9 protein-coding genes are annotated in these 12,544 nt (G+C 40.4%); 4 read left to right on the forward strand and 5 right to left on the reverse strand.

Annotated features, from left to right (window positions below; translation table 11 throughout):
* Positions 1-86 precede the first annotated feature (86 nt).
* Genes GQR46_RS08690 through GQR46_RS08705 form a run of 4 tightly spaced genes read left to right on the forward strand, consistent with a single transcriptional unit; the run spans position 87 to position 4,388 of the window.
* Positions 87-1,679 (forward strand): DUF4331 domain-containing protein, encoded by a 1,593-nt coding sequence (locus tag GQR46_RS08690; RefSeq protein WP_165740723.1) that lies wholly within the window; start codon positions 87-89, stop codon positions 1,677-1,679.
* Positions 1,680-1,690: 11 nt separating this feature from the next.
* Positions 1,691-2,200, forward strand: a complete 510-nt coding sequence (locus GQR46_RS08695) for an Ig-like domain-containing protein (RefSeq protein WP_165740724.1) — start codon at positions 1,691-1,693, stop codon at positions 2,198-2,200.
* Positions 2,201-2,253: 53 nt separating this feature from the next.
* Positions 2,254-3,279, forward strand: a complete 1,026-nt coding sequence (locus GQR46_RS08700; protein ID WP_165728361.1) for a hypothetical protein — start codon at positions 2,254-2,256, stop codon at positions 3,277-3,279.
* On the forward strand, positions 3,276-4,388 hold the full coding sequence (locus GQR46_RS08705; protein ID WP_165740725.1) for a HupE/UreJ family protein: 1,113 nt from the start codon (positions 3,276-3,278) through the stop codon (positions 4,386-4,388). Before GQR46_RS08700 ends, GQR46_RS08705 begins: the two co-directional genes overlap by 4 nt.
* A 66-nt stretch (positions 4,389-4,454) precedes the next feature.
* Here GQR46_RS08705 and GQR46_RS08710 read toward each other — a convergent pair whose 3' ends face one another.
* The 5 genes from GQR46_RS08710 to GQR46_RS08730 form a co-directional block, all read right to left on the reverse strand.
* Positions 4,455-5,081, reverse strand: coding sequence for a TetR/AcrR family transcriptional regulator (locus tag GQR46_RS08710; RefSeq protein ID WP_165728363.1), 627 nt, complete (start codon positions 5,079-5,081; stop codon positions 4,455-4,457).
* Positions 5,082-5,178: 97 nt separating this feature from the next.
* A complete protein-coding gene (locus GQR46_RS08715) occupies positions 5,179-6,597 on the reverse strand; it encodes an efflux transporter outer membrane subunit (RefSeq protein WP_165740726.1) in 1,419 nt (472 codons plus the stop codon).
* Positions 6,594-9,728: an efflux RND transporter permease subunit gene (locus tag GQR46_RS08720; protein WP_007582390.1), complete on the reverse strand. Its 3,135-nt coding sequence runs from the start codon at positions 9,726-9,728 to the stop codon at positions 6,594-6,596. The genes GQR46_RS08715 and GQR46_RS08720 overlap by 4 nt, the downstream gene beginning before the upstream one ends.
* A 12-nt stretch (positions 9,729-9,740) precedes the next feature.
* The gene (locus GQR46_RS08725; RefSeq protein ID WP_010553970.1) at positions 9,741-10,910 is read right to left on the reverse strand and encodes an efflux RND transporter periplasmic adaptor subunit; all 1,170 of its coding nucleotides are present in this window, start codon (positions 10,908-10,910) and stop codon (positions 9,741-9,743) included.
* 289 nt (positions 10,911-11,199) lie between these two features.
* Entirely contained in the window at positions 11,200-12,501 is a 1,302-nt protein-coding gene (locus GQR46_RS08730; RefSeq protein ID WP_007582388.1) for a hemolysin family protein, read from the reverse strand.
* Between the last annotated feature and the right edge of the window lie 43 nt (positions 12,502-12,544).

The following is a 12,544-nucleotide window of genomic DNA, read 5'->3' on the forward strand; positions in this document are numbered from 1 at the left end:
ATAAAAATAATTTAACTTTTTTGCATCCAATTTAAATCCTGCCCCGTTATTAGCTATGACTTCAATCAAAACTAAAGGACAAAGTCATGAAAGCTTTAACTCCATCAATACTCGCAGTAGTAATATGTAGTACGTTTGTAAGTGCACCAAGTGAAGCATCAAGCCACAGAGAAGCGCCAAATATAAGCCGTTTCCCGACTTTAGATTCAACCGATTTTTATGTATTTAATAGTTACGAGCAAGGTCGTGATGATTTTGTAACATTAATTGCTAACTATATCCCGCTGCAAGATGCATACGGCGGTCCTAATTACTTTGCAATGGACCCAGATGCTACCTACAGCATTCATATAGATAACGACGGCGATGCTGTTGAAGATATTACATTTGCGTTTAACTTTAAAAGCATGCTTCCTAATGATAACCAAGGTGTGCAATTAACTGTTGGACCTGAAGGTAATCAGCGTACCGTGTCTGTACCGCTTAAAAATGTAGGCGGTGTATCTGCCGGTGATGACAGCGCTGCAAATTTTAGCGAATCATACACAATGAGTATGATTAGCGGCGCGCAGCGTACTGGCGAAACAACGCTACTAAACAACACAGCATCAAACTCAAGTACATTTTCTAAACCACTTGATTATGTGGGCAATAAAACATTTGGTTCAATGAGCGATTACCAAACTTACGCTGACCAATTTGTGTATCAGGTTTCAATTCCTAACTGTGAAAGCATGGCACAAGTTTTTGTAGGACAACGTAAAGACCCATTTGTAGTTAACCTAGGCAGAACATTTGATTTAGTTAACTATGTACCTGTAGAGGGTGATAGCGCCCCTGGTGCTGGTGACGGCGGTGGTTTTCCAGGTGGTATAACACAATCAGCTGATAACGACGACCTTGCAGATAAAAACGTAACATCAATCGCTATCGAAATACCTAAAAGCTGTATTGTTGGTGAAGGTAACGGCGTAATAGGTTCGTGGACAACAGCAAGCCTACCTCAAGCTCGCGTATTAAACCCTAATGCTAAATTTGCTAATAACGCCGTTAATGGTGGTGCTTTAACACAAGTTTCACGCTTGGGTAGCCCGCTTGTAAACGAGCTTGTAATTGGCATTAAAGACAAAGACACATTTTCCACTGCTCACCCTAAAGATGATGCACAATTTTTAGATTATGTATCTCATCCAGCACTACCAGAGTTATTAAACATTTTATTTAAAGATGCTGTTAATACGACCCTTGGCGCAAACTTAGAAACACTGGCACCCACAAACTTCCCGCGTACTGATTTAATCACTGCATTTTTAACAGGTTTTGCAGGCGTTAATCAACAAGCAACTGTAACACCTTCAGAAATGCTACGTTTAAATACAGGCATTGCAGCAACAGCGCAAGCTGATCAATCTGCATTTGGTGTAGCGGGTAATGATTTAGCCGGCTTCCCAAATGGTCGTCGCCCGGGTGATGATGTGGTTGATATTGCACTTCGTGTTGTGATGGGTCGTTTATGTCATCCTATTCCTGTAAATGGTGAAGACACTGATTTAGGACTTTGTGCACCAGAGGATGCTAATACAGGCACAGTGCCATTTACAGACGGCGCGCCTATTGATGCAACAATGATGGATTCATCATTCCCATACCTTGCAACACCGCTTGCTGGCTCTAAATAAGGAGTAAAATAATGCGTAATTTAAAAACTACCCATATTTGTGTTCTCCTCAGTGCATTAACATTGGGAGCATGTAGTAGCGATGACGATAAAAAACAACCTACACCGTTTGTAAACACAGCGCCTACCGCAAGTGATGCAATGCTAACTACACAAACTGAAGTAAGCATTACCGATATGCTTAGCGCAACCGACAATGATGGCGATTCGCTTACTTACTCGTTAACAAGTGAGCCAACTCTTGGAACTGTTACCGTTAATAGCGATGGTAACTTTACCTATACACCGCATAAAGAAGTGACAGGTTCAGATAGTTTTATGTTTGGTGTAAGTGATGGCGTTAATTCGCAAGTAACTGCAACAGTGAACATTACAATTGACGCACTACAAGTCGACTTTGCTCAATTTGCAACCGATGCATTTAATCAAGCCCCAAATGCAGAGCCGTTAACTGTTAACGGTCGGGTGTTTACAAACACCGATACCGATGTTGATGGATTAATTTCAACAAACGGTAACTAACCAAGTAATTAAGCTGACAGGCCATGGATGGCTTTTTTCAAAGGATATTTATAATGCATTTATCAATTTTTAAGTCCGTCGCATTTATTACTTTCTGCCTAACACCCATTGCGTTAAGCGCTGCGCCTTTTACCCCAAAAGATGATGCAGTTATTGCAAAAAGTAATTCAACGCTTAGTGCTTCTCTGTCTGTTGAGGAAATAAATACATTAGTCACTAACAGCCAATATGCAGGCCAAACAGAGCGCTTACAGGGGCTACTTAAAACCCGTTTAGCCCAGCTATATAAACAAACACCCTCATCTCAAATTGGTTACTTATATGCTCGCGTTTTACAAAAAGAGCACCTTTTTGACGAAGCTATTGATATTGCTAACAACGTTTTGATTGGAGAGCCAAAACATAGTAATAGCCATTTATTGCTAGCCAATATATTTATGACTCAAGGTAAGTTCGCACAAGCAAAAAAACACTGCGTAGCCTTAATTGGGCAAGTAAGCACTATTACTGCTAGCACCTGTGTACTCGATGTACAAAGCCAACATGAAAGCGTTTTAGACAGCTACCAAGCATTAGTAAAAATTATAAATAATAATCAAACTAGCCTAGCTACAAACCATGTTTTAAGTGAAATGAGCTACCGTTTAAATAACTACAAACAAGCGTTGTCTCACTTACAAAGTGTAGATTTAGTTCAAGCCCCTGTGAGCCTTATTGTTTTATGGGCCGATATTCAAATTGCTCTAAATCAACCACAACAAGTATTAAATACATTAAGCGTACTGCTACCTGATAAAAGTAATTTAGAGGATGCTATTTTGTTAAGACTTTCAATCGCAGAAAAAAAACTAAATAAACGCGATAAAAAATGGCAAAATACAATGGCGCAAAGAGTTACACTACGAGAGCTTCGCAAAGATTCTTTTCATGCAAGTGACTTAGCTAAATATTACCTTGATGTACAACCAAATCGCGAAAAAGCACTTTACTGGGCTCATATTAATTGGCAACAGGCTAAAATGAGCACCGATGAGCAATTACTTACTCAAGCAAAAGCGATGCAACGAGACACACTATGAAAACGCCTTATCTATTTATACTCACTTTAATGCTGTGCATTTTTTCAACTTACAGCTTTGCCCATCAATTAAGTACAAGTTATATAACCTTAAATAGCGAGAACAATAACGACACCAACAAAAACCAATACACGGGTACCTGGCAAATTAATATAGCCGACTTAGAGCACGCAGTGCCTCTGGATTTAGACAAAAATGGGCAAATTTCGTGGGCAGAAATAAAAGCAAAACGCAGCTCAATTAATAACTTCATTGAAGAAAATTTAAATATCACGCAAAACGCGCAATCATGCCCTTTAAAAAGTGAAGGTATCTATCAGCTAGATAACCATTTTAACCAGCCTTATTTGGTTATTCCGCTGCTGTTTAGCTGTGATGACAATGAAGCAATCTCCCTTTCCTATTCCGCTTTTTTTAAAACCGATGCCAATCATAAATCCATCGTAAATATAAACGGTGTATCTCGTGTATTTAATATCAACGAGGCACAACAAACGTTCAGCTTTGAGCAAACAAGTTATTTAAGTACGTTTAATCAATACGTGTATCAGGGTGTTTTACATATTTGGATTGGTATTGATCATATTTTATTTTTAATCGCCCTGTTACTTACCTGTGTTTTAAAACGCAGCGATAAAGCATGGCAAGGTATTAGCTCTAAAAAACAAATTATTAAACACACAGCATGGATAGTAACCGCGTTTACGCTTGCGCACTCTATTACGCTTACCGGCACCGCTATGAACCTTGTATCACCAAATAGCCGCTGGGTAGAACTTGGAATTGCTATATCGGTTTTATTTGCAGCATTAAATAATGTGTGGCCGTTGGTACTTCGTTTAGGTTGGCTTACTTTTGCTTTTGGTTTACTACATGGGATGGGATTTGCGAGCGTACTTGGCGAACTTGGCTTGTCGAGCGACTATCAACTGCTTAGCATTTTAGCGTTTAATTTAGGCGTCGAAATCGGCCAACTTAGTATCTTACTAGTAGCCTTACCAATACTCATTTATGTACGACACTACACTTGGTATAAAAAGTGGTTAATGCCAATGGGCTCCGTTGCTATCGCAATCATTGCACTTCAGTGGTCAATCGAGCGCTTTTAAATAGACTAAAATAAAAAAGCTAGCCAAAATATTGGCTAGCTTACTTTTGGTTATTTATTTTGAGCGTTACTGCGCTTCATCAAATGGCATCAGTAATGTTTTCATTGCAGGGCGAAGTGCTATTAGTACCGTTTCTTCGGTTAGCTCAGGGTAAAGTAACTTTCTGAGTAATAACCCCGCCATCATCGAAAAAATAACATTAATTCGGCTTTCAAGTTCAAGTTCATCAATATCTTTTAGCGCACTTCGCTCACTTGTTAAAAGCTGTCTCATGCGATCTCTTGCCTGAACATCAGTTTCGCGTAAAAGTGTTGCCACTTTAACATTTCGACCTGCTTCAGCCATCATGTCTAAATCAATAACACACGATCCCGTGTCCATGTGCCTTTGCACACCAATGTTTAAGCCATCAATGAGCGCTTGAAGTACATCACCAGGATGATCTTCAAACTGTTGGAAGATAGAAAACATCTCTTCCATATCTTTTTCAATAATGCTTTCTATAATTGCTTCTTTACTTTCAAAGTAATTATAAATATGGCCTGCACTCATCCCTGCCGTTTTAGATATTTCAGCCATGCCTGCACCGTGGTAACCTTTTCGGTGAAAACACTCTGCAGCAGCTGTTAGTATTTGTTCGCGCCTAGCTTGCGCTATCGCGGGATCTGTTTGCCTTCTTGCTTTAGGCTTCATGTTCAACTCCACTACTAAGTCTTAAACTCAGTAAAGCGAGCACTATAAATAGCCTCGCTGTATCATTAAAATGCAGCTCGCCAGCGAGCTGCTAATATTACTGCTCTTCCTGAGTTGTTTTGTCGCTCGTATTCCATCCGCCACCAAGCGCTTTGTACAAGTTAATTTGGCTTGCAAGATACGCTTGCTGACCCGAAATTAACTGTTGCTGTGCGCCGTACCATGTACGCTGAGCATCAAGTACTTGCAAGTAGCTATCTGCGCCTTTTTCGTAACGCATTTTTGATAAATCAAATGTGATTTGTCGGCTACTTATAAGCATATCAAGCGCACTTAATTGCTCTTGGTAACCTTCTCTATCAGCAAGAGCATCGGCAACTTCGCGAAACGCATTTTGAATTTTTTGCTGGTACGTTGCCACCGCAATTGCTTGATCGGCTTTTGCTACATCAAGATTTGCTTGGTTACGTCCCATATTAAAAATAGGTAAGCTAATTGACGGCACAAAACTCCATGTACCTGAGCCCGAATCAAACAAGCCACTCAAATCACTTGAAGCAGACCCCGCATTGGCCGTTAAGCTAATACTTGGATAAAACGCCGCACGTGCAATACCAATATTGGCATTTGCAGCAAGCAGCAAATGCTCAGCGGCTTTAATATCTGGGCGCTGCGATAGCAAATCAGACGGTAAGCCAACCGGTACTTCTGGCATGCTAATCAAGTTGGTAAGGTCTTTATTAGGCAGTAAATCAGCCGAAACAGATTTACCCACTAATAAATCTAGAGCGCTTTTATCACGCTTTAATAAACGCTTATACGTTGCTATGTCTACTTTTGCTGTAGCAACTGTACTTCTAAGCTGCTCAAGGGTAATTGAAGAAGTTGCACCTAAATCAAAGCTTTTTTGCGTAAGCGATAATGACTCTTGCTGAGAGGTGAGCGTTTCTTTTGCAAGCTCTAGCAGTTGTAAGTCCGTCGCGTAACTAAGCCACGCATTTGCCAACTCTGAAATTAAAGACACCTGCGTACTGTATTGGCTAAGCTCTGTAGAGTATAAATTTTGGAGTGCTTGCGCTGATTGATTGCGTACTTTGCCCCAAATATCTAACTCGTAAGACGTAATGCCCACTGTTGCACTGTATTGCGAGCTAATAGCTGCATCGCCAGTACCTGATAAGTCAGCCGGTAAACGCTGGCGCGTACCAGAAGCATTTAAATCAAGCGACGGATACAAAGCAGAGTCTTCAATTTGATACAAACCACGCACACGCTGCACATTAAGCACTGCAATTTGCATGTCTTTATTGTGCTCAAGGCTTTGCGTAATTAAGGTTTGTAGTTTTTCATCATTAAAAAACTGCTGCCAATTTAATTGCTGCGCAGCGCTTTGCTCAGTACCTGATGCATAAGCATCAGATACTGGTAGAGCAAGGTCTTTTTGCTCTGGCGCTAATTGACAACCACTTAGCACCAATAAAGCAATTGCACTTAGGCTGAATGTTTTAATGCTCATTCTGCGCTCTCCTTTGTTGTCTCGTTAGTTTTACCAGGGAATACACGGCGAACTAACACAAAGAACAACGGTACAAATACAACAACTAATATTGATGATGCGAGTGTGCCGCCAATAATCGAAATACCTAACGCATTTTGTGCGCCAGAACCTGCACTTGAGGCAATAGCAAGTGGTAAAACACCACAAATAAAGGCCATCGAAGTCATGAGTATTGGACGTAATCGTAAGCGTACAGCTGCAATAGCCGCATCAACTAAGCCAAGCCCATCATCCATTTTATGAATCGCAAACTCTACAATCAGTATCGCATTTTTAGATGCCAAACCAATGGTGGTCAACAAGCCAACCTGCAAGTAAATATCGTTAGATAAGCCACCGCCTAGCGCTGCCATAATTGCACCAAATATACCCAGTGGCACAATCATCATTACCGCAAACGGTACCGACCAACTTTCATAAAGTGCAGCTAAACATAAAAATACAAACAATAGCGATAAGCCATATAGTAAAGGTGCTTGACCACTACTTGAGCGCTCTTGGAATGAAATACCGGTCCACTCAGACGAAATACCATTAGGTAATTGTTTAACTAAACGCTCCATTTCATCCATTGCTTGGCCTGTACTGTAACCCGGCGCTGCGCTACCTTGAATTTCCATTGCTGAAAAACCATTGTAACGCTCTAAACGTGGCGAACCATACGTCCAGTAAGCACTAGCGAACGCTGAAAACGGCACCATATCGCCATTATCATTGCGCACATACCACTTATTTAGATCCTCAGGCACCATGCGCGATTGTGCATCACCTTGCATATACACTTTTTTAACTCGACCACGGTCAATAAAGTCATTCACATAACTACTACCCCATGCTGTCGAAAGTGTACTGTTAATATCGTTTTGCGACACACCAAGCGCTTCGGCTTTTGCCAAATCTGTATCAAGTTGTAGTTCTGGCATATCTTCTTGTCCATTTGGACGTACGCCCGCTAAAATTGGACTTTGGCTTGCTAAACCTAATAACTGATTTCGTGCCGCCAAAAGTGCGTCATGGCCAAGGCCTACACGGTCTTGTAAGAAAATATTGAAGCCATTAGCAGTACCCAGTTCAACAATTGCAGGTGGCGGGAATGCAAACACAAACGCTTCTTTTATCGTTGAAAAGTAGCCCATCGCTTTACCTGCAACACCTTGAACAGATAACTCGTCACGTTGACGCTCATCCCAATGTTTAAGGTTAACAAAGGCAATTGCTGAGTTTTGGCCAGAGCCTGCAAAACTAAAACCAGTAACGGTAAAAATACCATTCACAGCTTCAGATTGATCGTTTAAAAAGTGATTTTCTACCTTTTTAACAACCTCAAGCGTTTGCTGTGTTGTAGAGCCTGCTGGCAGTGAAACTTGGTTAAACAAAATACCTTGGTCTTCGTCAGGTAAAAATGCCGTTGGCAAGCTTGAGAATACATAAACCATACCGCCCACAATCACACCATAAATAAGTAAGTAGCGTTTAGAGTGCGTAAGCATACGGCCTACAAAGCTTTGTGCACCTGAATTTGTTTTATCAAAACCACGGTTAAAGCCTGTAAAAAATCGGCCAAATAACGTCTCATTGTTATGTACATGGCTTGGTTTTAAAAGCGTTGCACACAATGCAGGCGTTAAAATAAGAGCAACTAAAACAGATAACCCCATCGCCGATACCAGTGTTATAGAAAACTGACGATAAATAATACCGGTAGAGCCACTAAAGAATGCCATTGGGATAAATACCGCAGAAAGCACCATGGCAATACCTACCAGCGCGCCTTTAATTTCATCCATCGATTTACGCGTAGCTTCAAGTGCCGAGAGTTTTTCCTCGGTCATTAAGCGCTCAACGTTTTCTACCACAACGATTGCGTCATCTACCAATAAGCCTATGGCAAGTACCATCGCAAACATCGTTAGCGTATTTATTGAATAACCAAAGGTGTACAAAATACCAAACGTACCTAGTAAAACCACTGGCACTGCTATTGTTGGTATAAGTGTTGCCCTAAAGTTTTGTAGGAACAAATACATAACTACAAAAACAAGTACAACAGCTTCAATTAAGGTATGAATAACTTTTTCGATAGATAACGATACAAACGGCGTTGTGTCGTAAGGTATAACAGCATCTAACCCTTCAGGGAAAAACGGTTTTAGCTCTTCAATTGCTTTTTTAACTCCAGCGGCAGTATCAAGTGCGTTAGCACCACTGGCTAATTTAATACCTAACCCTGATGCAGGTTGCCCATCGTAACGAGCAACAACGCGGTAGCTTTCACCGCCAAGCTCTACTCTAGCAACGTCCTCTAGACGTACAAAAGAGCCATCTGGATTAGTTTTAACCAATATTTGTTCAAATTGCTCTGGCGTTTGTAATCGACTTTGCGCTGTTACTGTTGCATTAAGTTGCTGACCATCAACGGCAGGCATACCGCCAAGTTGACCGGCAGATACTTGTGCATTTTGCGCACTAATTGATGCACTAATATCAGCAGGTGTCAGCTTATAATTTTGTAACTTTGAAGGGTCTAACCAAATACGCATCGCGTACTGAGAACCAAACAGCTGCACTTCACCTACGCCTTCAACACGCGAGACAATATCTTGCACGTTTGATGAAACATAATCGCCAATATCAATATTGGTCATGCTGCCATCTTTAGACACAAAAGCATAAACCATTAAAAAGTTACGCGCTGACTTTGCAACTACAACACCTTGCCTTTGAACGGCTTCTGGTAATAGTGGAGTCGCTGTTGCTAGTTTATTTTGCACTTGGACTTGTGCAATATCAGGGTCAGTTTCAGCGCTAAACGAAAGTGTAAGCGTAGCAGAACCACTCGACTCAGACGTAGATGACATATAAAGCAGGCCATCAAGTCCTTTCATTTTTTGCTCAATAACTTGCGTTACCGTATCTTCAAGTGTACGTGCAGATGCACCAGGGTACGTTGCAGTAATACTCACTGCAGGTGGTGCAATTGAAGGATACTGCGAAATAGGTAAACTCCTAATTGCCAAAATACCTGCAAGCATCACTACAATAGCGAGTACCCAAGCAAATATCGGTCTATCGATAAAAAATCGTGACATTAAAACTCTCCGTTATTGCGCTTGATCGGCTTTAGTAGACGATTGAATTTCAGATGGATTCACTGGTGCACCAGGGCGGATTTTTTGTAAACCTTCAACTATTAATTTATCGCCATCCATTAAGCCATCAGTAACAAGCCAATCAGAACCAATCGTTCTATCTACTTTTAATACGCGGCTTTCTACTGTGTTATCTTTGCTGACAACCATTGCTGTTGGTTCGCCTTTTGAATTACGGCTAACACCACGTTGCGGAGCTAAAATAGCACCCGCCTTAACACCTTCCACAATAGAAGCTCGGGCATACATGCCTGGCAGTAATAATTTTTCTGGGTTTGAAAATTTAGCACGTAGTATTACTGAGCCAGTACTTGGATCAACTGTCACTTCAGAAAACTGCAATGTGCCTTTATGAGGATAAACAGAGCCATCTTCCATAATAAGTTCAACGTCAGTTTGGCTAGTCGAATCAACACTTAGAGCACCTGATGATATTGCTTTTTTAAGTTTGGTAAGCTCATTACTTGATTGTGTTAAATCGATATAAATTGGATCTAACTGAGTCACTGTAGCAAGTGCAGTACTTTGGTTAGCACTAACTAGTGCACCTACAGTTACGCTTGATTTACTAATTTGACCACTAATTGGTGACGACACATGGCTGTAATCAAGGTTAATTTGCGCCGATTTTAACTGCGCTTTAGCCGTTAATAATTCTGCTTTTGCTTGTTTGTATGCGGCATCTGCTTCATCAAAGTCTTGCTGACTTACCGCTTTTATTTTTAAAAGCTCGCTAAAACGAGATGCTTTAGCTTTACTACTTGAAATACTCGCCTGAGCACGTGCAACACTTGCTTCACTTGCTGCTAAGTCTGCTTCAAATGTCGCAGGGTCTATTTGATACAGAGCCTGGCCTTGTTTAACCTCTTTACCTTCAACAAATAAACGAGATTGCACAATACCACTTACTTGTGGGCGAATTTCTGCAATTTGAAATGCACTGATACGACCAGGAAGTTCTTTTTTGAGAGTAAGCGCTTGGCTTTTTAATGTAAGTACACCCACTGGTACAGCTTTAGGAGCTGAAGCTTGTGACTGCTCAGCAGCCTGATCGCAACCAGTTAAAGCAACAGAACCGACGAGGGCTGACAATACAAATAAAGCGATGCGGGAACGCTGCATGTTAAATACCTTTTAGTTTAGAGTGAACGATCATTCTAAATTAAAACGCGCTGATAATGAATCTTAATTAGAAGAAATTTACACAAACTTACACTCCTCAGTACAATATACGTCTTAGGTTGCATTTAATGTTAATTAGATGAAAATAGAATCAAGACTGTATGAAAATAAAACAACCTAACATATTGAAATAATATCCCATTTTAGAAACGAAGTTTTTAACAGACACAAAAAAGCCAAGCAAATACAGCTTGGCTATTTATATAAAAACTAAAGCACACACCTTATTTTAAAGGATATTAGCACTCTGCGGGTTAATAACCCTTGAAACTAACAACTGCTCTACCCTAATTCCTTCTACATCAACAACTTCAAACTTAAAACCTGAAAAAGTTAAATGCTCCGCACGTTTAGGTATTCGCTTCATATTGTAAATTAAAAAGCCAGCGACCGTTTCATAGTGCATCTGGTCAGGAAATTCTTCTATATCAAGTACTTTTGCTAAATCGGTAATTGGGGTTAAGCCATCTACAAGCCATGAATTTTTATCGCGTTCTATGATTAATTCGTCGCCTTGATGAGTAATTAAATCACCCATAAACCCTTTCATTAAATCTTTTACCGTTACAATACCCACCGAAAGTGCATATTCGTTTACGACAACAGCAAATGGTTTTGCTGCACTTTTAAACGCATTTAAAGCTTCAGATAAGCTTAATGTTTCGGGTAAGTAAAAAACATCTTTATCAATTAGGTCGTCGTTTATATTGGCAGCTTCGCCCTTTAGTACTTGTCGTAAAATATCTTTAGATTCAACAGAGCCATGCAACTTATCTAAATTTCCTGACACCACTAAAAAGTGGTTATGAGGATGGTCAATAATTTTAGTCGCAATATCATGGCTAGATTCGTTTAAATCAAAATATACAATTTGGTCGCGTGGTGTCATTACGCTTGATAAAAATCGCGCTTCTAGGTCAAACACATTGCCAATTAATTCATACTCTTGCTTTTGCAAACTACCGTATGCAGCACCTGCTTCCATCATGGCAACAATGTCCTCAGTTGTCACATTGTCTTCTCGCTCAGCGGGTACTTTAAATAAGCGCAGCACAAAGTTAGTGACACCATTAAAAAACATCACCAGCGGGGTTAATGCAAAGGTAACCCAGCGCATAATGGTTACTACACGAACTGCAACGGCTTCTGGCATGATCATCGCTAAACGCTTCGGCATTAAATCGGCGAACAATATAAACAAGGATGTAATAGTAAAAAACGAGAATAAAAAGCTAATTTTTTCTAAATGCGCACCTTGATAAAACAATACCAACACACTTTCAACATAAGGCGATAAGGCCTGCTCGCCCACAATACCACCCAATATCGCTATCGCGTTGAGTGCTATTTGGATCATGGCAAAAAAAGCCCCTGGATTTTCTTGTAGCTTTAGTACCGCTGCTGCCTTTATATTCCCTTCATCTGCCATTACTCGCAGTTTTATTTTACGCGACGCTGCAATTGCTATTTCTGACATAGCAAACAACGCACTGATCAAGATCAATAAGCTAATCCCGATTAAATCACCCATTTAACGCTCCAAAAAGTTAGTGCTTTTTTAAACAAAAAGCAGC

Origin of the sequence: Pseudoalteromonas sp. Z1A6 (assembly GCF_011378745.1) — a bacterium.
GTDB classification, from domain to species: domain Bacteria; phylum Pseudomonadota; class Gammaproteobacteria; order Enterobacterales; family Alteromonadaceae; genus Pseudoalteromonas; species Pseudoalteromonas arctica.

Bases quoted from the DNA above. Each gene is read 5' to 3' on its own strand.
- GQR46_RS08725 (WP_010553970.1), bottom strand. From the start codon at position 10,910: ATGCAGCGTTCCCGCATCGCTTTATTTGTATTGTCAGCCCTCGTCGGT.
- GQR46_RS08720 (WP_007582390.1), bottom strand. From the start codon at position 9,728: ATGTCACGATTTTTTATCGATAGACCGATATTTGCTTGGGTACTCGCT.
- GQR46_RS08705 (WP_165740725.1), top strand. From the start codon at position 3,276: ATGAAAACGCCTTATCTATTTATACTCACTTTAATGCTGTGCATTTTT.
- GQR46_RS08730 (WP_007582388.1), bottom strand. From the start codon at position 12,501: ATGGGTGATTTAATCGGGATTAGCTTATTGATCTTGATCAGTGCGTTG.
- GQR46_RS08715 (WP_165740726.1), bottom strand. From the start codon at position 6,597: ATGAGCATTAAAACATTCAGCCTAAGTGCAATTGCTTTATTGGTGCTA.
- GQR46_RS08695 (WP_165740724.1), top strand. From the start codon at position 1,691: ATGCGTAATTTAAAAACTACCCATATTTGTGTTCTCCTCAGTGCATTA.
- GQR46_RS08700 (WP_165728361.1), top strand. From the start codon at position 2,254: ATGCATTTATCAATTTTTAAGTCCGTCGCATTTATTACTTTCTGCCTA.
- GQR46_RS08710 (WP_165728363.1), bottom strand. From the start codon at position 5,081: ATGAAGCCTAAAGCAAGAAGGCAAACAGATCCCGCGATAGCGCAAGCT.
- GQR46_RS08690 (WP_165740723.1), top strand. From the start codon at position 87: ATGAAAGCTTTAACTCCATCAATACTCGCAGTAGTAATATGTAGTACG.